The sequence below is a fragment of the Moritella sp. 24 genome (assembly GCF_018219155.1).
In the GTDB taxonomy this organism is placed as follows: Bacteria; Pseudomonadota; Gammaproteobacteria; order Enterobacterales; family Moritellaceae; genus Moritella.
Genome location: NZ_CP056123.1, coordinates 1,326,285 through 1,346,695, shown reverse-complemented (window position 1 = coordinate 1,346,695; position 20,411 = coordinate 1,326,285). Strand labels below are relative to the sequence as shown.

At 40.1% G+C, this 20,411-nt stretch carries 14 protein-coding genes and 1 tRNA gene; 3 read left to right on the top strand and 12 right to left on the bottom strand.

The window, feature by feature from the left end; all coding sequences use genetic code 11:
• Positions 1 to 45 precede the first annotated feature (45 nt).
• On the top strand, positions 46 to 879 hold the full coding sequence (gene rlmA / locus HWV00_RS06115) for a 23S rRNA (guanine(745)-N(1))-methyltransferase (protein ID WP_211685238.1): 834 nt from the start codon (positions 46 to 48) through the stop codon (positions 877 to 879).
• 139 nt (positions 880 to 1,018) lie between these two features.
• Here the strand turns inward: rlmA and yfbV are convergent, their stop codons facing one another.
• Positions 1,019 to 1,456 (bottom strand): terminus macrodomain insulation protein YfbV, encoded by a 438-nt coding sequence (gene yfbV / locus HWV00_RS06110; protein WP_211685237.1) that lies wholly within the window; start codon positions 1,454 to 1,456, stop codon positions 1,019 to 1,021.
• A 411-nt stretch (positions 1,457 to 1,867) separates the two neighbouring features.
• Here yfbV and HWV00_RS06105 point away from each other — a divergent pair, with 411 nt between their 5' ends.
• Positions 1,868 to 3,061, top strand: coding sequence for an acetate kinase (locus HWV00_RS06105; protein WP_211685236.1), 1,194 nt, complete (start codon positions 1,868 to 1,870; stop codon positions 3,059 to 3,061).
• Between the two features lie 104 nt (positions 3,062 to 3,165).
• Positions 3,166 to 5,295: a phosphate acetyltransferase gene (gene pta, locus HWV00_RS06100; protein ID WP_211686379.1), complete on the top strand. Its 2,130-nt coding sequence runs from the start codon at positions 3,166 to 3,168 to the stop codon at positions 5,293 to 5,295.
• Between the two features lie 54 nt (positions 5,296 to 5,349).
• Here pta and HWV00_RS06095 read toward each other — a convergent pair whose 3' ends face one another.
• From HWV00_RS06095 to smc, 11 genes are all read right to left on the bottom strand, one after another.
• Positions 5,350 to 6,051: a tellurite resistance TerB family protein gene (locus HWV00_RS06095; RefSeq protein ID WP_211685235.1), complete on the bottom strand. Its 702-nt coding sequence runs from the start codon at positions 6,049 to 6,051 to the stop codon at positions 5,350 to 5,352.
• Positions 6,052 to 6,724: 673 nt separating this feature from the next.
• Positions 6,725 to 7,627 (bottom strand): IS3 family transposase, encoded by a 903-nt coding sequence (locus HWV00_RS06090; RefSeq protein ID WP_211686265.1) that lies wholly within the window; start codon positions 7,625 to 7,627, stop codon positions 6,725 to 6,727.
• Positions 7,567 to 8,070, bottom strand: a complete 504-nt coding sequence (locus HWV00_RS06085) for a helix-turn-helix domain-containing protein (protein ID WP_211681831.1) — start codon at positions 8,068 to 8,070, stop codon at positions 7,567 to 7,569. The genes HWV00_RS06090 and HWV00_RS06085 overlap by 61 nt, the downstream gene beginning before the upstream one ends.
• 735 nt (positions 8,071 to 8,805) lie before the next feature.
• Entirely contained in the window at positions 8,806 to 9,744 is a 939-nt protein-coding gene (locus HWV00_RS06080; protein ID WP_211685234.1) for a class I SAM-dependent methyltransferase, read from the bottom strand.
• A gap of 116 nt (positions 9,745 to 9,860) precedes the next feature.
• Positions 9,861 to 10,901: an AI-2E family transporter gene (locus HWV00_RS06075; protein WP_211685233.1), complete on the bottom strand. Its 1,041-nt coding sequence runs from the start codon at positions 10,899 to 10,901 to the stop codon at positions 9,861 to 9,863.
• Positions 10,902 to 11,089: 188 nt separating this feature from the next.
• Positions 11,090 to 11,614: a hypothetical protein gene (locus HWV00_RS06070; protein ID WP_211685232.1), complete on the bottom strand. Its 525-nt coding sequence runs from the start codon at positions 11,612 to 11,614 to the stop codon at positions 11,090 to 11,092.
• Positions 11,615 to 11,882: 268 nt separating this feature from the next.
• Positions 11,883 to 11,958: transfer RNA gene (locus HWV00_RS06065), tRNA-Ala, on the bottom strand.
• Positions 11,959 to 12,072: 114 nt separating this feature from the next.
• Positions 12,073 to 13,485, bottom strand: a complete 1,413-nt coding sequence (gene gltX / locus HWV00_RS06060) for a glutamate--tRNA ligase (protein WP_211685231.1) — start codon at positions 13,483 to 13,485, stop codon at positions 12,073 to 12,075.
• A gap of 200 nt (positions 13,486 to 13,685) precedes the next feature.
• Positions 13,686 to 15,713 carry an NAD-dependent DNA ligase LigA gene (ligA, locus tag HWV00_RS06055; protein WP_211685230.1) on the bottom strand — a complete coding sequence of 676 codons (2,028 nt, stop codon included), beginning with the start codon at positions 15,711 to 15,713 and terminating at the stop codon, positions 13,686 to 13,688.
• Between the two features lie 119 nt (positions 15,714 to 15,832).
• Positions 15,833 to 16,852: a cell division protein ZipA gene (gene zipA, locus HWV00_RS06050; RefSeq protein WP_211685229.1), complete on the bottom strand. Its 1,020-nt coding sequence runs from the start codon at positions 16,850 to 16,852 to the stop codon at positions 15,833 to 15,835.
• A gap of 19 nt (positions 16,853 to 16,871) precedes the next feature.
• Complete coding sequence (gene smc / locus HWV00_RS06045; protein ID WP_211685228.1) at positions 16,872 to 20,354, bottom strand: chromosome segregation protein SMC; 3,483 nt, start codon at positions 20,352 to 20,354, stop codon at positions 16,872 to 16,874.
• Positions 20,355 to 20,411: the final 57 nt, after the last annotated feature.

The window sequence follows — 20,411 nt, the reverse complement described above, 5'->3', positions numbered from 1 at the left end:
TTTGTTTTAGCCTGTTGCTAACTTTTACCTGAATAACGAGATCACATGAACCACCTTTGCCCGACCTACCTTTGCCCCATCTGCGCTCGCCCTTTATCCGCACAAGACAAAAGTCTAGCTTGCGAGCAACGCCACCAATTTGATCTAGCAAAAGAAGGCTACGTAAACTTACTGCCGGTACAAAACAAAAAATCAAAGAACCCAGGTGACAATAAAGAGATGATGCAAGCCCGTCGTGAATTTCTCGATCAAGGTTTCTACCAGTCATTATCTGACAAGGTAAACAGCATTGCTGAGCAAACCTTAGCAAGCGTAGATACACCAAACATCCTCGACTTAGGCTGTGGCGAAGGTTATTACACGCATCGCTTAGCGCAAGTTATGGCGAATGCAGCACCACAGATTGCAGGTCTGGATATTTCAAAATCAGCGATCCGTTATGCCGCAAAACGCTATAAAAGCATCAGCTTTTGTGTAGCAAGTGCGTACGCAACACCGTTCGCAGATGCGAGCCAAGATTTAGTCACTCGTATTTATGCTCCATCACAAGACAATGAGCTAGCGCGCATTATCAAAACAGACGGTTACTTACTGACCGTGACCCCCGCTGCCGAGCATTTGTTTGAGCTAAAACAAAAGATTTATCAAACACCAGAAAAGCATGACATGAAGATTGAAGAGATTGCAGGGTTTGATGTGGTTGAACAGCAGCGCTTAACGGATGAAATAACGCTGACACAAGCAAAAGATGCTAAAAATTTATTAGAAATGACACCACTGGCTTGGAAAATGAGTGATGAACAAAAAGCGGTTATATACGCAGCCGATTTAACACTCACACTGGACTTCAACATCACGCTTTATAAACGTACTGCATAGTTATTGCATCAATAACGGCGCCCATCCTCGTTTTGAAGACAAAAAAATACCGATAGTAATCTTACTATCGGTATTTAATTAAGCGTTATTGGTATAAACCGACCACACCACAATATGCATATTCATAATAGATCGTGTATTACTTCGCCATAAAGGCTTTATCCATACGCTTAAATGCATTTTCTAATACGTAAGCTAATTCACTATAATGCGGATTTTTTGCTGCTGGAGCAAGCTCGCAACCTTGCGTAACGAGACCTTGATATAACTCATGATACCAAGTAGCTAGGGACACGGGTAATAGCTCACCCGACCGCTTACCTAACCAAAACAAACCTTGCATCGGCAGCGTGATTAACAATAATGCAATCGCAATACTTGCTGGCAATTGTTGCATATCACCATAGAGATACTGCATCATCACCGTCAAAATAGCTAATGGTGGCATAGTTTTAAAGCCAAGCTTCGTTGCAGCAATAATTCTATTTTCAGGAAAAAGTGCCGCCAATTCTTTTTTCATCGGCCAGCGCTGCATATAATGTTGACCTTTATAAAGCGTATCTTTAAACACACTCATCAGCATCCTCCCGTAAAAACATAAATTTTCTATAATTCAAACCATACACTATGTCATGGTGGACGTAAAATAGTATATGAATGTTAAGTTAATGGTTTAGATCAACTTTATTACAAATATACTTTGAGAAATCGTCTCATTGCAAGTAAACTATGAGGCAGTTAACACTTTAAGGGAAAATGTGAGTGACATAACTCACAGTTTAAGAAAGTTGTCATTTCTTTAAGATGGATACTTAGTAACGAACATTCGTCGTATCAACTACGACATCGTACGTAAAAATGACAGTGTCAGCCAATTTACAAAGCACAGACAACGTCTCTGCTTTAATAAAGATACGATACCTAAGCGAAAATCGCTAGGGATTGTTATCAGTTATTTTATTGATTATTTCATAATAGGTTTTTACGCATGAATAAACTCGTTCTAGTTCTAAACTGTGGTAGCTCTTCTCTTAAATTTGCAGTTCTTGATTCAGTATCAGGTGATGAAAAATTATCTGGTCTTGCTGAATGCTTTAATTTAGAAAATGCACGTATCAAGTGGAAACTTGACGGCAATAAAGGCACAGCCGATCTAGGCGCAGGCGCTTCACATAAAGAAGCTGTAGCGTACATTGTAAATAACATTCTTGAAGACCAAAAAGAAATGAGCGACGCTATCGTAGCGATCGGTCATCGTGTTGTACACGGCGGCGAAAAATTCACTTCATCAGTAATCATTGATGACGCTGTAATGCAAGGCATCGAAGACTGTGCAACTTTAGCACCGCTTCATAACCCTGCTCACCTTATCGGTATCCGTGCTGCACAAGCTGCATTCCCAGCACTTCCACAAGTAGCTGTATTTGATACTGCGTTCCACCAGTCTATGCCTGAAAAAGCATACCTATACGCTTTACCATACAAACTATACCGCGAAAATGGCATCCGTCGTTACGGCATGCACGGTACTAGTCACCTATTCATCGGTCGTGAAGCTGCTGCACTTCTAGGTCAAAAAGTTGAAGAAACTAACATCATCAACTGTCACCTAGGTAACGGCGCATCAATCTGTGCAATTAAAGATGGTAAATCAGTAGACACAAGCATGGGTATGACTCCGCTTGAAGGTCTAGTAATGGGTACGCGTAGTGGTGATCTTGACCCAAGTATCATCAACCACCTAGTTACACAGTGTAACTACACGCTTGCAGAAGTTAACAGCATGCTAAACAACGAAAGTGGTTTGTTAGGTATTTCTGAAATTTCTAGCGATTGCCGTGCTATCGAAGATGGCCACGCAGAAGGTCAAGTTGGCGCAGTTCGCGCAATGGAACTTTCTTGCTACCGTCTAGCTAAATACATCGCTTCATACGCTGCTGCTTTAGGCCGTATCGACGCTATCGTATTTACTGGTGGTATCGGTGAAAACTCTGACGTTATCCGTTCACTAGTTCTTAACCAACTTTCTATCTTCGGTATCGAAGTAGATGAAACTGCAAATACAGCAGCACGTTTCGGTTCTGAAGGTACAATTACTACAGCAAACAGTAAAATTAAAGCTATGGTTATTTCTACTAACGAAGAACTAGTAATTGCACAAGATGCAGTTAGCTTAATCTAATTAGCTAGTTAACTTACTTAGTTAAATTTAAATAAGAAAGGTGTGATAACACCTTTCTTTCTTCTCAATCCCAATATAAGGGGACGCTAGTGGCTCGCACTATAATGCTTATCCCAGTTGGCGTAGGCGTAGGCGTAACTTCTGTTAGTCTAGGTATGGTTCGTGCGTTTGAACGTAACGGCCTAAACGTTAACTTTTTCAAACCTGTTGCTCAACCTCGCCAAGGCGAAAAGGGCCCAGAGTTATCAACTGAAATCATCCGTCAAGGAACTAATACTTCTCCTGCGACTCCGTTCACTTTATCACATGCTGAAAAATTAATCGGCGCTGGTAAAACTGACGTGCTTCTTGAAGATATCGTTGAACGCTTTGAATCTCACATGGTTGATGCTGAAATCGTTGTTGTTGAAGGTCTAGTACCAACATCAAAACAACCATTTGCTAACAGCTTAAACTACAATATCGCTAAAGCACTTGATGCTGAAATGGTATTTGTAACTAACCCTGGCACAGACTCTTCAGAACAGCTTAAAGATCGTTTAGAAATTGCTTGTGCTAACTTCGGTGGCAGCAAAAACAAACGTATCATCGGTTGTGTAATCAACAAAGTTGGCGCACCACTTGATGAAGCTGGTCGTAACCGTCCAGATCTTGCAGAAATGTTTGAAGCGACTTCAGGTAATGCTAGCCATAACCTAGAAGTGTTACAAGTATTTGGCAAAAGCCCAATGCCTATCCTGGGTTGTATCCCATGGAGCGCAGAGCTAATTGCACCACGTGCAAAAGATCTAGCGAAACACTTAAACGCTGAAATCCTAAACGAAGGCGAAATCGAAGAACGTCGTCTAGTTGGTATCACTTTCTGTGCACGTTCTATCCCGAACATGCTTGAGCACTTCCGTCCAGGTGGCTTATTAGTTACTTCTGGCGATCGTGCTGACGTTATCGTTGCTGCATGTCTTGCTGCAATGAACGGCGTTAAAGTTGGCGCATTACTATTAACTGGTGATGTTCGTCCAGACGAAAGCGTATTAAAACTTTGTAAGCAAGCAATGGCTACAGGTTTACCAATCATGTTGACGCCAACGAATACTTGGCAGACTGCATTAACGCTTCAAAACTTCAATCTTGATATCCCTGCAGATGACAAACAACGCATCGAAGCAGTTCAAGATTACATCGCAAGTCATATCGACAAGCAATGGATTGAAACGTTAACTATTGGTACTCAACGTACTCGTCGTTTATCACCACCTGCATTCCGTTACCAGTTAACTGAATTAGCACGTCAAGCGAAGAAACGTGTTGTTCTTCCTGAAGGTGAAGAACCGCGTACAATTGAAGCAGCTAACATCTGTGCTGAACGTGGCATCGCTACACCAGTACTTGTTGGTAACCCAGCTGAAATTAAACGTGTTGCTGAAAGCCAAGGTATTACCTTGTCTGAAGGCGTTGAAATCGTAGATCCAGTAACATGCCTTGAAAAGTTTGTTGCACCTATGGTTGAACTACGTAAAGCGAAAGGCCTTACAGAAGTAGTTGCACGTGAACAGTTACAAGACAACGTTGTACTAGCAACTATGATGCTAGAACAAAATGAAGTTGATGGTCTTGTTTCTGGTGCAGTACACACAACAGCAAATACAATTCGTCCAGCACTACAATTGATTAAGACTGCACCAGGTTCAAACCTAGTGTCTTCAATCTTCTTCATGTTATTGCCTGACCAAGTATTAGTTTACGGTGACTGTGCAATTAACCCAGATCCAAATGCTTCTCAACTAGCTGACATCGCGATTCAATCTGCTGATTCTGCTAAAGCATTCGGTATCGACCCTCGCGTTGCTATGATCTCTTACTCAACTGGTTCATCTGGCCAAGGTAGTGATGTAGAGAAAGTACGTGAAGCAACTAAAATCGCACAAGAACGTCGTCCTGATTTAGTTATCGACGGTCCATTACAGTACGATGCTGCTATCATGGAAAATGTTGCGAAAAGCAAAGCGCCAAACAGCCCTGTTGCTGGTAAAGCGACTGTATTTGTATTCCCAGATCTTAATACTGGTAACACAACTTACAAAGCGGTACAGCGTTCTGCAAACTTAATCTCTATTGGTCCAATGCTGCAAGGCATGCGTAAACCAGTAAATGATTTATCACGTGGCGCATTAGTAGACGATATCGTTTACACAATCGCGCTTACAGCGATTCAATCTAAGCAATTAACGTCTTAGTCTGAAAACCTGTTAACGTGTAATAAGGCTCCTTAGGGAGCCTTTTTTATTAGCTTAAATCTGCTGTTTCAATTTCTCAATTAACGTAGCGGGTAAATTCAGATGTTTCTCTAGTTCCTGTAGGTACGCTTTTTCCATAAAGTGGTCAACGTCGATAACCGAATAAGAAATCAAATACACTTCACACGCTTGTTCAACCGAGGTAACTCTTGCTGCTAAACCAGCTGGGTCTAACGGTTTAGTCAGTGCAGCCTCAATAAGCTGATTCGAGCCTTGATCAATCCCTAACGCACTTAATTTACTAATGATAGCTTGATGTTCTTGCGCATCAACATGCCCATCTGCTTTTGCAGCACCGATCATGGCATCAAGTAAAAGGTCGGTATTGCATTGTAATTCAGGTTCTGTAATCACATCTGTCGCACTCGGCAATGATGCTACATTCATATTTGTAGAAGACTGAGTTGGCGTGGCCGCTTTCTGTTCTGACTGCCATTTTTGATAAGCATAATAAGCAGCACCACCCAGCGCGGCGACACTACCAACTTTAGCGGCTTTACCTGCGTAGCTGCGCCCTTTTTTACTGCCTAGAATCGCACCTAAAATACCACCTGATGCCAATCCTCCGCCAAACCCTGACGCCATTTTTTTTGCTGATTGAAGGTTCATATCTTGATTCTTCAACTTATCACTATTTTTATCTAACAACTGTTTGCCTTCACTAAGCAACTGCTGAAATAATTTACTGCTATTCATATGCGGCGTTCCTTATTAATTAGCTCAAAATCAATATAGGGTATAGCCTTGTATTTCCAAAGACAGTTGACAGTTATTTGCCAAACCAATGCATTAATTTACATTTAGCGCCTCTTAATTATAAAACGCAGCACAATTATCACAGGGCTCAACTTAAACTAAGTAACCCTGTGGTAGCAGCTGTGAATAACTCGCCTTAGCGCGCTGTTTTTATATAACAAATACAACTAAAACCATCAGTCTTTAGTTGTATTTAATTTCTAATTTTTCCTTGATTTTTCAACATATTTAAAAACATTGAAGTAAATACGTTTAAATACAATATCTTATAAAGGCAACTCAAGTTCACACACATGGTTATCCACAGAAAATGTGGATAACCTAGCAAAAAGGTAAGCTATGCTGAAAACAGTGCAAGAATATCACTATTTTAATCCACAGTTCGGTTTTAAACATCAAAGTTATGCACAGGCAAAGTAATTATAAGGAGATATACACGCCGTATAACGCTTCTTGTGTATAAACTGATGAATAATAACAAAAGTTGTAAATCAGAGAGAGAAAAGCAACATCAAGCGACTCTCTTAGTCCCTGTATTAGTACTCATTTACCTGAATAGCAGGCATAAAAAAAGCCTCTAATTGAAGTGACCCCGTTAAGTTGGACATTTTAGTTAAGCGGCTTGTAAGGCCTGGTTTCGATATTCTATCGGAGTCAGGCCTTTTAATTTGACCTTGATCCGTTTCGTATTGTAATACTCGATGTACTCGTCGAGCTTTTTTATTAATTCATCGGCATCGTTGAATTTTTGCCTATGATACATTTCTGTTTTTAATAAGCCAAAGAAGTTTTCAGCTACTGCATTGTCTAAACAGTTCCCTTTTCTGGACATGCTCTGCGTTAGCCCATGAGCAGCTAGTTGTTTTTGATATCCCCTGTGGCGATAGTGCCACCCTTGATCGCTATGCACTATTGGCTTCGAATGCTTATCTAAGCTATTAATGGCATCTTTTAGCATATCTGTAACTAATGGTAAGCGAGCATCTTTAGCTATCTTATAAGCGACTATTTCTTTGGTAAATAGAGCTATAACTGGTGATAAATAAACTCTTTGATCTCTCACCTTAAATTCAGTTACATCAGTTGCCCACTTTTCATCTGGCTTTGTAGCATTAAAATTTCGCTCAAGTACATTCGGTGCCGTAGTTCCAGCTCCGCCTTTATAAGAGCTGTATTTTTTAGGTCGAACGGTCGACTTTAGATCCAGTTGAGCCATCAACCTTTGCACCGTTTTATGGTTTAGCGTAATACCTTGTCTTTTCAGTGTTAGCTGGATCCTACGGTAGCCGTAGCGCCCTTTATGTTCGTGATAAATATCTCTTATAAGCGCCAGTTCACGTTCATAGGTATCCGGTTTTTCATTTACTTTAATTTGATAATAAAACACACTTTTAGCCAACTCTGAGGCTTGAAGAAGGTGCTTTAGTGCATGTTTATTTTTAAGAGCTAAAACCGTTATCGCTTTTTCTTTGTTTTTCGGCGCTTTGCTTGGTCTAGCTCTTCCAACTTTTTTAATACAGCATTCTCGGCTCGTAGATAGGCTAACTCTTCCTTTAACTCTGCTGTTGTCATTTCACTATCTGGTTTTTGAGTTGTATTAGATTGTGTCATTTTAGGCCTATTTATCGAGGTGTGTTGAAGCCCTCTGAAGCCAGATTCGTTATATGTTTTTAGCCATACAGAAAGCGAACCGGGAGAAGACAGGTTTAATACGGCACTAGTGTGAGTGAGCGACCAACCATTTGTCCACATTAATTTTAATGATTGCAGCTTTGTTTTGGCACTATTTGCATGTGAATTTGGTAGGAATGAATTTGTGCTATGAATAGCAAAGACTTGAGTCCAATATCGAATCTGTCGAGATGATATCGATAGTTCATTTGCTAATGTATAAGATGATTTACCACCTAGACACTCTTTCGCGATAATGAGTTTTAACTCACGACTATATTTGGACATAAAAAAGACCCCCAATAATTGGTTGTCCAACTATTGGGGGTCACTTCAAATAGAGGCTTTTTTATAATCAGTTTGTATCGTCACTTATTCAGCTTTTGCTAATTAGTTAACGCCTGACTCATCATCAAGTTGGTCGCGTAGTTCAGCTTCCATTTCTTGTTTTAATTCGTCTTGAAGTTGATAATACGATAAATCGTTTTCATTATAGTCCATCATAACCACCTTAATAGTACTTAACAGTACACCGTTAAAATATGTCGATAATCGATAACCCGCTTATCACACTTCTCTGAACAACCCTTTGCTCAGCTCATGTATTAATCCTAACACACGTTTTTGAGACCGCAATATTTGTAGTTCTTGGTAAAAATATTGATCGACATCAAAAAAATCATTTTGTAATTATTTATCAACATTTTGATGATGGCGTATTCATATGAAAGCAAACTAACGAAACAATAAAGGAATCGCGACCTTGAAATACAACAGTTAGACTAAAACTGAACAAAAATAAACAAAATAGAACAACTTGATATAAGGTATATCAAAAAGTAATATAAGGGTGTTTTGGCGTTAAAATCAGCCGAACAACTGAATATAGGTAAAATAAGATAATATTAAGAAGTGATTAAATATGAAAGTTTTACGCAACGATGCGATTTATTGTAGTAATAATGACTAATATAACCTGTCATTCCGTTTTAATTAGCGAAATGACAAGTTAAACGAACGATATTAATCAGCTTTAGGCAAGTATGTAAAGATCAACACTTTAAGGCCTTTACCAGCTTCAGCTTCTTTAAATACAGCTGGCGGTGCAAGTTGTTCTTGGAACACACAGTCCGGACAATGCTCAGCAACATTATCAAATAAGAACTGTTCACCAAGCTCAGGGGCATTCAAACATAACATCACTTTGCCGCCCGGTTTCATCAACTGTGGGATACGTTTAATGATCTTACTGTAATCACGTTTGATATCCACACTACCCTTTTGGAACGACGGTGGATCCGAGATCAACAAGTCGTAAGGACCATGTTTACGTAAACGGCCGTATGACTTAAAGATATCAACACCTTCAAATTTCACACGTTTAAGGTCATGTCCATTACTGCGGTGATTATCACGGCCCATGGTTAATGATGTACGGCTTAGATCAACGTTCATTACTTTATCTGCACCACCCGCTAAAGCAGCAACAGAAAAGGCACATGTATAAGAGAATAAGTTAAGTACGTTTGCGTTCTCAGATTGTTCTTTTACCCACTGACGACCATTGGCCATATCAAGGAATAAGCCGGTGTTTTGCGCACGACCAAACTCAAGATTAAAGATCATGCCATTTTCAGTGATTTCTGTACGGAAACATTCTTCACCTAAGAACAGCTCTGTTGGCGCACGTTCACGACAACGGAATTGCACAAGTACCGTTTTACATTGTTCGCCAAGCTCAGCTTTAAGTGCTTGTGCTAACAGTGTGAGGTAATCGTTTTCTTCTTCTTTGTATAGCGTGATAAGTGCAACAGGCGATAACCAATCAATGTTCATGTGCTCAAAGCCTGCATACGTGTGTCCACGTCCATGAAACAAACGACAAGCATCTTCTGCAACCACAGAAAAATCAATAAACTCAAGTGGCAATTTCACATCTGCCTCAGACATAGCTACAGTCACAATCTTATTCACCTTAATCAATTTTGCAAAATAAAAAGGGATGCACACAGTACATCCCTTTCTTCAATGTCACGCATTATACCTGACAACAGGTAAAATGCGATCGAGCCGTTCGGTTATTTTTTTACATCAACATCACTGCTGATCAGTATCGACATCCAGTTGTGATCATTAATGGTTTCTAACCCTATTTTAACAATCATGGTCAGTGGTACTGCAAGTAACATCCCCACTAGACCAAGTAACCAACCCCAGAAGATTAATGATAAGAATACAATCAAGGTTGATAGACCAAGGCCTTTACCCATGAAGCGCGGTTCCACTATATTCCCCATAATCAAGTTAATACTGACATAACCAATAGCAACCGCACCAGCTTGTGGTAAGCCTAGCTGTAGCGTTGTTAATATCACCGCAGGTACGGCTGCAATTAAAGAACCTATGTTGGGTACATAGTTCAGCAAGAAGGCAATTAATCCCCACAGTAGATAGAAATCAACCCCCATTAAAAATAGCATTAAGCCCACAGATATACCTGTCGCGATGCTGACGAGGGTTTTTATTGCAACGTACTTGTTTACTGAGTCTAAGAACTTATCTAATTGTGCTAATTTAAAATCTGGGTCTTTAAACATGAAGTGCAGCTTTTTAGGTAATACCTCACCTTCAAACAGCATAAATACGACCGTTAATAAGATCAGAAAAATATTAGCCATAACCCCTGATAAACTGCTGACCATACTCGATACCATCGTCACAGCAGTTCCCGGATTGAAGTATTCCAGTAATGTGTCTGACGATATTTGAATATTGTATTTATTTAAAAATGTAACTAAGTCGCCGTAGTGACTACGGATCTGATTTTGATAATCACCAATATTACTCGTTAGTTGTTGCACACTCGAGCCAATCACGCTGGTGATAGTCAGGCCAATTAAGATAGCGGCAATAAGCACGACAAAGATAGCTAACGTACGCGGAACACGACAACGGGTAATAATGTTAACTAATGGGTTACAAATAATCGCAATAAATACTGCAAGCAAAAATGGAATGATAATAGGCGTGGCAACTTTAATACCACCTAAAATGATGATTACCGCGGCTACCATCACCAAATTTCGCATTTGGCTATGTTCGTTCAAAATTAGTTTCATATGGACTCATTAAGGGGCTTTGATTCGTCAATATTCTATGACGTGATTGATGAATATAACCTTAACCAAGTAAAAAAACTAATACTATTATAAATATGGGATGCAGGTAGGATATGCAAAACCCGTAACGTGTACGGGCTTTCATTGGCAAGGTTTTATATTACTAAGTTTAAAACCGTGTAATGTAATTAGAAAGAAATGCGCGCGCCAAGTTCTGAAAAGTTCTTATTTGAACCCGAGATTGTCATCATGCCTTGATTGAAGTAAACACCAACAGTATCAGTTAAGCGGATCTCACCACCGACAAATACTTTAGTGAAAAATTCAGAACCAGATGAATATGAATCTTCATTCACATCAGCGCCAACTGACACACCAACATAAGGGATCAGTTGTATCACTTGTCCAGGAACATTATTAAATGAATAACCTAGTTTGCCTTCTGCGCTGACTAACACTTGCGCTTCGTCATCCGGTAAATCCATATTGATACCCGCTTGACCACCAACAGACCAAAAAAGGTTATTTATACGCGTTTCTTGATAACCAACACCAATATTTAATATTTCGAAATTATCACCAATCGAAAACTGACCTGCGTTAATATAAACGCCATTACTTTTTTCTTTTTGAGTATCAGTAATGATGCTTTCATTAGCGAATAAAGAGGTTGATGCAAGAACAAGTGATAATGCCAGAATAGGTGTCTTCATTTTAATTCCAAATATATTAGTTTCGCACAGTCTATACATCGCTTGATTCGCTAGGTATATCATTTGGAACAATTATTCTAAAGACGATATATTTTTATCTTTAATAAAAAGTATTGTAAGTCTGAAGCATAACGAAAGACGGTAGTGACGAAGATATTTGAAATATAATGATCTGTTTGATAATTTGCGTGCAAAATGAGTGCAAATGTCATTACGAATTGAACTGAAGATGATTAAGTGATTTATAATCATATAGTTGAAGCAGAAATGGTGGAGCCAAACGGGATCGAACCGATGACCTCGACACTGCCAGTGTCGCGCTCTCCCAACTGAGCTATGGCCCCATTTCTACAGTAGCTTCCGCTACTGCAGGGATAATATGCATCTGCCGTTTTAGTGTCAATATCTACAATATAAAATTAAGACTAAACGACAGAAAGGTTATTATTTACACACCCTTAGGCGTTTTCACGTGCAGCAATGAATGCTAACGCTTTGTCGATACCAGCAAGGCTGCGCTCTTTGCCGATAAGCTTTAATGTTACATCTAATGACGGTGATTGACCGGCACCAGTGATAGCAACACGTAATGGCATACCAACTTTACCCATACCAACTTCAAGCTCAGTCGCAGTGTCGTTGATTGCAGCATGTAATACTTCAGCATCGCTCCAATCAGCAATCGCAGCTAGTTTCTCTTGAACTTTAACTAACGCTTCTTTTGCTACTGGACGTAAATGTTTCTTCGCCGCAGTTGCATCAAATTCAGCGTAGTCTTCAAAGAAGTAACGGCTTGATGTAGCAAGTTCTTTCAGTGTTTTAGCACGTTCAGCAAGTACTTTAACAATTTCAGCTAGCTCAGGACCATTCGTCGTATCGATGCCTTGGTCTGCCATGTGCCACTCAAGGTGAGATGCAACATATTCAGGTGCTAGTGTTTTGATGTAATGTTGGTTTACCCATTGTAGCTTCTCTGTATTAAACGCTGAAGGCGCTTTGTTTACATCGTCTAAGCTAAATAGTTTGATCATTTCTTCAGTGCTGAAGATTTCTTGATCGCCATGTGACCAACCTAAACGTACTAAGTAGTTTAGTAGTGCTTCAGGTAGGTAACCGTCATCACGGTATTGCATAACACCTACAGCGCCATGACGCTTAGATAGTTTAGCGCCGTCATCACCCAAGATCATTGCAACGTGAGCGTACTGTGGTACAGGTGCGCCTAGTGCTTTTAAGATGTTGATTTGACGTGGTGTATTATTTAGGTGATCTTCACCACGAACAACATTTGTAATACCCATATCCCAGTCATCAACAACAACACAGAAGTTGTATGTTGGTGAACCGTCAGTACGGCGGATGATCAGATCATCTAATTCAGTGTTAGCAAATTCAACTTTACCGCGGATCTTATCATCAACGATAACTGAACCTTCTTTCGGGTTACGGAAACGTACAACGAAATCAGCACCAGTATCAGCAATGTCACCATGGCTACATTTACCATCGTAACGTGGGCTTTCTTTTTCAGCCATTTGCTTTTCACGTAACTCGTCTAGACGCTCACGTGAACAATAACATTTGTATGCTTTGTCTTCTGCAAGTAGTTGATCAACTAACTCGTTATAACGATCGAAACGTTGAGTTTGGAAATAAGGACCTTCATCCCAATCCAGACCAGCCCATTTCATGCCTTCTAAGATCGCGTCAACCGCTTCTTGAGTAGAACGCTCTAAATCAGTATCTTCGATACGTAATACAAATTCACCGCCTTGGCTTTTTGCATGTAACCAAGAATAAAGCGCTGTACGTGCGCCGCCTACGTGCAAGTAGCCAGTTGGGCTAGGTGCAAAACGAGTCTTAACAGTCATAAGTCTCACAATACCTTTTACATTATTTGATTCGCCTAACCTACCAACAGGTTAAGCACATGATGCTGCGCATTTTACCACTAAAGCAAAAACTAACAACAAGCGAACTAAAATTAACTAGCCGAAGCTAAAACTATTGTGTTCACATTCAACACTAAATGCGAACACACATCAACGTATTAGCTATTTGATGCTATTAACTAATTATGTGCGGCTAAGAGTGCCAATAAATCATCTTCTGTCAGAATATCGATTCCCAATTCTTGTGCTTTAGTCAGTTTAGAACCTGCAGCAGGTCCCGCCACTAAAGCAGACGTTTTCTTCGATACGCTACCAGCCACTTTCGCACCTAAGTCTTGTAAGCGTGTTTTCGCATCTGCACGCGAAATATTGACTAACGTACCTGTTATCACATAAATAGTGCCTAACAACGGCTGCTGACTTTCTTCTTTAACCGCGACATCATCCCAGCTCATGCCCGCGTCAATTAACTGGTCAATCACTTCAAGATTATGTTCTTCACGGAAGAAGTAGTAAATATGCTTAGCAACAATGTCACCCACATCAGAGATCAACACTAAACGCTCAACAGAGGCTTTTTTGATTGCATCTAAGTTAAGTAAATCATTTGCAAGGTTAGCGGCCGTTGCTTCCCCTACTTCACGAATGCCCAGTGAATATAAAAACTTCGCTAACGTGGTGTGCTTCGCCACTTTTAATGCTTCGAGTAAATTTGTTGCTTTCTTTGGCCCCATACGATCAAGCAGGGTTAATTTACCAAAAGTCACTGTAAACAAATCAGCAGGTGTTTTAATTAAGTCGGCATCTACAAGTTGCTCAACTAACTTATCGCCTAAGCCATCCACGTTAAGTGCTTTACGTGAGGCAAAATGTTTAATTGCTTCTTTACGTTGTGCGCCACAATACAAACCAGCTGTACAACGAACCGTTGCTTCGCCTTCAATGCGTTCTACTTCAGAATCACATACAGGGCATGTAGAAGGGAATACAATATCTTGAGCATCATCAGGACGGCGCTCTAGCATTACACGTGCAACTTGTGGAATCACATCACCCGCACGACGAATAATCACCTGATCTTTCACTTTAATACCTAGGCGAGCAATTTCATCCGAGTTATGCAATGTCGCATTACTCACCGTCACACCACCTACAAAGACAGGCTCCAAACGTGCTACAGGCGTAATTGCGCCAGTACGTCCAACTTGGAACTCAACATCAAGCAACGTCGTAATTTCTTCTTGTGCAGGGAATTTATGCGACGTAGCCCAACGTGGTGCACGCGCAACAAAACCAAGTGTTTTTTGTAATTCTAAATCGTCGACTTTATAAACCACGCCATCAATGTCATAAGACAGCGAATCACGACGCTCACCAATGCTCTCATAGAAATCTAAGCAACCTTGATAACCCATAGCAACGGTAACATCAGCACAAACAGGTAAACCCCATTGCTTCAATTTTTGTAGGTTTTCAGCATGTGAATTAGATAAACCTTTACCTTCAACCTCACCCTCTACAATACCGAGTGAATAAGCATTAAAGGCTAACGGACGGCTTGCTGCGATCTTAGGGTCAAGCTGACGTAAACTACCGGCAGCAGCATTTCGTGGGTTAACAAAGGTCTTTTCACCTTTCTTTTTAGCATTGATATTTAGCTGTTCAAAACCCGCTTTTGGCATGAATACTTCACCACGCACTTCTAAACGCGCAGGAAAATCATCGCCACGTAAACGTAGTGGAATTGATTTGATGGTTTTTACATTTTCAGAAATGTCTTCACCAATTTGACCATCACCGCGCGTAGCAGCACGTACAAAGTGACCATTTTCATATAAGATACTCGCCGCAAGACCATCTAGTTTCGGCTCACAGCTAAATTTAATCTCTGTTTTAGTCAATAACCGATCTTGTAAACGTTTTTCAAACGCCAGTAGCTCTTCTTCAGAAAATACGTTGTCTAATGACAGCATTGGCATTTCATGTTTAATTTGAGCAAAGCCAGTCAGCGCTTCACCCCCTACCTTTTGGGTTGGAGATGTAGCGAGTGCAAGTTCAGGATATTCAGTTTCGAGCTGTTTTAATTCACGTATTAAACGATCATATTCCGCATCAGGCACAGTCGGGTTATCTAATACGTAATATTGATGATTATACTCTTCAAGTTGAAGTGTTAAGGTTTGAATTTGCTTTGCTTGTTCTGTCATCTTTACTTCCAAAGATAAAAATTCCGAAGATCAAAAAAAGCCCCACCGAAGTGAGGCTTTTTTCTGGATAGTGTTATTTACTCACATTATTTATCTAATATTGCTTATTAGTCATAAATTTAGTGAGGTTTTTTAGCTAACGCTTTATTTTCTAGCTTACGAATAAACGCTTGTTCTTGCTCGATAGCGTCTTCTAATAATGGGTTGCGTGATGCATCCATTAACAAACCATCGACGCCTTCAGCAATGCGTTCTGCCGCACTCAGCATCAGACTATAATTATGAGACGCTTGACCAGCACACGGGAACATCATAAATAATGATACACCAGGTGATTCAAACTGTTCCATCGTATCTATATCAAATACGCCAGGCTTAACCATGTTCGCTAAACTAAAGATAACAGGGCCTTTACCTGCGGCATCAACATGACGATGGAAAATATTCATCGCACCAAATTTAAAGCCAAACGCAGATAATTCTTGTAATAATTCAGCACCGGCAATGTTTTTACCTTCACGCGCCATAATATTAATGACAAACACCGCTTCGTCTTCGTTAACAGTGTCATCTACTGGCGCATTTGTCTCTGTTTTCGCAGCCGGGTCGTTAACATTGCTTTCGTCATTAGTATCATTAGCAGCGATATCATTAGGCACGTTTTGGACTTGGTGTGTCACAACCGTGTCATTGTGTACAATAGGCTCAACAATACTTGGAGCAGCCGCTTCAACAACATCATAGCTAACATCATTCATTATCACGTCATCAGCAGTGAGCGGTGATGCAGCGATAGGTTCATCGATATCAGTCGCAGAAAAAGAACCCGTGATCACGTTTTCTTCTTGCATGTTATTCGAACTAAACTGAGGTTCGATCTTATCAGCTGTCACTGGCGTTGGTTTTTCAGTATCAATAACGTTAATCGTCGGTTCAACTGACTTAATAACAACACGTTTTTCACCGATACCGTCAAGGTCAAAACCCTGTCTATCTTTAACGTTGTTATCTACCTTGCCAAGTGGCTTATCTTTTAATGGTTTTACTTGATTCTTTTTATTTGACCAAAGGCCATGGGCAATTAAAGCAACAATTGCAATAAACCCTAGAATGATGAGAACAAGTCGCAAATCTTGCATAACAGCCTATCTCTTAATGTTAATTGTCTGTAAGTTCTACCGCAGCCGAAATATCGACGGCGACTATTCGAGAGACCCCTGGTTCATGCATGGTCACTCCTATTAATTGCTGAGCCATTTCCATGGCTAACTTATTATGACTAATATAAATAAATTGTACTGTTTCTGACATCTCCTGAACCAGTTTACAAAAACGCCCCACGTTTAGTTCATCCAGTGGCGCATCCACTTCATCTAGCATACAAAATGGTGCAGGGTTTAACCTAAATATCGCAAAGACTAACGACAATGCCGTTAATGCTTTTTCACCACCGGAAAGCAACGAGATTCGTGCATTCTTTTTCCCTGGCGGTCGCGCCATAATCGTTACTCCTGTGTCCAGTAAATTGCTTGATGTCAGCTCTAACCAAGCGGCACCACCACCAAATACTTTAGGGAATAACGTTTTAAAATCATTATTAATTTTTTCAAACGTAGTCGCAAAACGCGCCTTAGTTTGTTTATCAATTTTAACAATAGCAGCTTCTAACGTTTCGATGGCTTTTTCTAAGTCATCCGTTTGTTCATCTAAATACTGTTTACGCTGCGATTGTTGTTCGTATTCTTCAACTGCAGCTAGATTTACTGCACCTATTTTTTGCAGTTGTGCTTCAAGCTGTTTAAGCTGCTGTTGATATTCTTTAAGCGTTAATATATTAACACACTCACGTTTCAATGTGTCTATATCAACATTATCATCCGCTATTTGTTGATATAATAGCTGCTCTTTCGCTTTGTTGTTAGCCTGTTTTAAATCAAGCTGTTGTATTTTGTCTTTCACTTTTAAACCACTAGTCATTATCCTAGCACGTTTTTCTTCAACATCGCGCTTGTCATTAGTGAGTTTAGCCCGTGTTAATTTTTTCTGATTGTTATCATTTTCAATCGCCATTTGTTTCTCAGCGGCAATCGAACGTGCTGTTTCTAACTGTTGTAAGTTTTCAGCATATAATGAGTTATCACCTAATGCAGCAATATCTTGTAAAATAGTTTGATATTGTGATTCTGTTTTAGCAATCAACTGCAGCTGCTTCTCTACTTCGACCGTAAACTTGGTTTTAACGAGTAGTAACTGCTGAACTTGTTTCTCAAGTACTTGCTGTTCTTGTAAAAACTTCGCTTTATCTGCTTTTGCGGCTTCCGCTTTCTGTATCAAACCATCATCATTAGCTAACTGCGTAATTGCTTCTTGCGTTGATATAATCTGCGCATTAAAGCGCTGAACTTCTTCGGCTTCAATCGCTAATAGATTTTCAACGGTCAATAATCGTGTATTAAGCTGATCATGGTTTAACTGCCACTGAGCTTGCTGCTGTTGTAACAAACCAAGTTCAATTGTTAGCTGCGACACTTCACTTTGCTTTTCGTTAAGGCTGGCTTGAACCTGTTCAATATGAGTTTGGTAATCACCTTGCGTTACCGACAGCGCAATTAACTGGTTGTGTTGGGTTGTTAATAAGCGCTCAATCGCAACTAAACGGGCCTGTTGCTGAGAGGCTTGCTGTTGCATTTCAATACGGCCTTGCACTGATGATTCGCTGGCTTTCGCATGCTGAGACAACCACACACCTTCATCAGTAAACCAATCGCCATGCGCGGTGATATAGCTAAATTCACCATTGTTATCAGCACCTGCTTTCGCATCATCAATACTAGCAGCGCACATCACTTGATTTAATTGGCGATTAAATAAGTTATTTCTAACCTTACCTGCAAGCGAACCCGCACGAACAGCACAATTACTTGATTTAAACCATTGCAATGCAGGTAGTTCAGTCAAGTCGAATTGGGCAAGTTGTTCATCACTAATACAGTAAGCATCAAGCCAATTAGCAAGTACCTTTTCTACAGCCGCTTCCCAACCGGGTTCTACATCGAGTTGTTGGAGTAATTTTAGCGGTATAGAATCGAAATTACATTCTAACCAAGTATGCGCGTGATCGGCATGCTCCGATTTACGTAATAGCTCAGTGATCACACTCAATGATGCGTTAACGTCGGTTTGCTCAGCGACATTTTTATTTATGTCTGCTTCCAATGTCGAAACTTGTTTATTAATGCCTTTGAAACCGTTATTCAAACCAGCAAGTTCATGAGCAAGTTCTGTTTCTTGTGATTGTAACTGCTGCTGTTGCGTTATTTTATCTGAAATTAGCGCTTGTTTGCTGTGTGACCCATGCTGTTGCTGTTCTTCTTGTATATCTGCCCGTTGCTGTTTACTTTTACCTAATACTGACTCTGCACTTTTTAAGGCACCAGTCAGTACATCAAGCTTGCTACTAAAGCGTTGTACTTTATCAAGGTATACCGCATGTTGTGCAACGGCCTGCTCACTGCTAACGGTTGCAGATGCTAATGACTGCTCAATCACAATTAACTCAGCAGCAAGACGATTGTAGTCCGTTTCAGTCAATGAAGCTTGCTGTTGATGCGTTTGTAATTGCGTCTGCTCTTGTTGTAGTAACGCTTTTAACTTTACACTTTGATCCTGATATTCTTGCTGCTTTCCGGCTGACTCTTGTTTACGTGCTTTATGGTGCAGTATTTTCTGCTCAATCTTAGCCAGCTCTGTGCCTTGTAAATAAAACGCTTGTTGCTGATTTTCAATGAGGATCGTTAATTCACCTAACTGTACATCAAAATCTGTAATTTTAGTTTGGAATTTAATCGCTGTAGCTGTGAACTTCTCTTGTTCATTCATTAATACTAATTTTTGTTGCGCAAGCTGATTAATAGAACGCTCGACATCATAAATTTGCACTAATCCAAGGCGGCTTTTTGCTTCTCGTTGCTGTTGTTTTAAGGTTCTAAATTGTTGTGCAACGACAGACTGTACTTTTAGCTTGTCGATTTGCGAGCCCAGTTCAATACGGATATCAGCAAGTCGATTAAGGTTGTCTTTGGTTTGATTAATGCGCAGTTCGGTTTCGCGACGCTTTTCTTTATATTTAGAAATGCCTGCCGCTTCTTCGATGAAATGACGTAACTCATGGGGTTTCGATTCAATTAAACGTGAGATCATCCCCTGTTCGATGATCGCATAACTGCGTGGGCCTAAACCTGTTCCTAAAAACAGCTCTGTCACGTCTTTACGACGGCATTTCTTACCGTTGAGATAATATTGATTCGTTCCGTCACGGTATAATTCACGACGAATAGACACTTCATTATATTGTAATAAAGCATGGTCAATACGTTGTTGAGCATTATCAAATAACAATTCAACACTGGCTCTTGAAACAGGCGAACGTGCAACTGAACCGTTAAAAATAACGTCAGACATTGCATCACCACGTAAGTGCTTTGCAGAACTTTCGCCCAGCACCCAACGCACGGCATCAATAATATTTGATTTACCACAACCGTTAGGACCAACAACAGCAGTCATATCGTGCGGAAAAAGCAATTCAGTGGTATCAACAAATGACTTAAAGCCAGATATTTTGATCTTTTTAAGGTACATATCAAACAACGTATATAGAATAACCAGAAAACTTTAGCAGATGTGTATGCAATATTA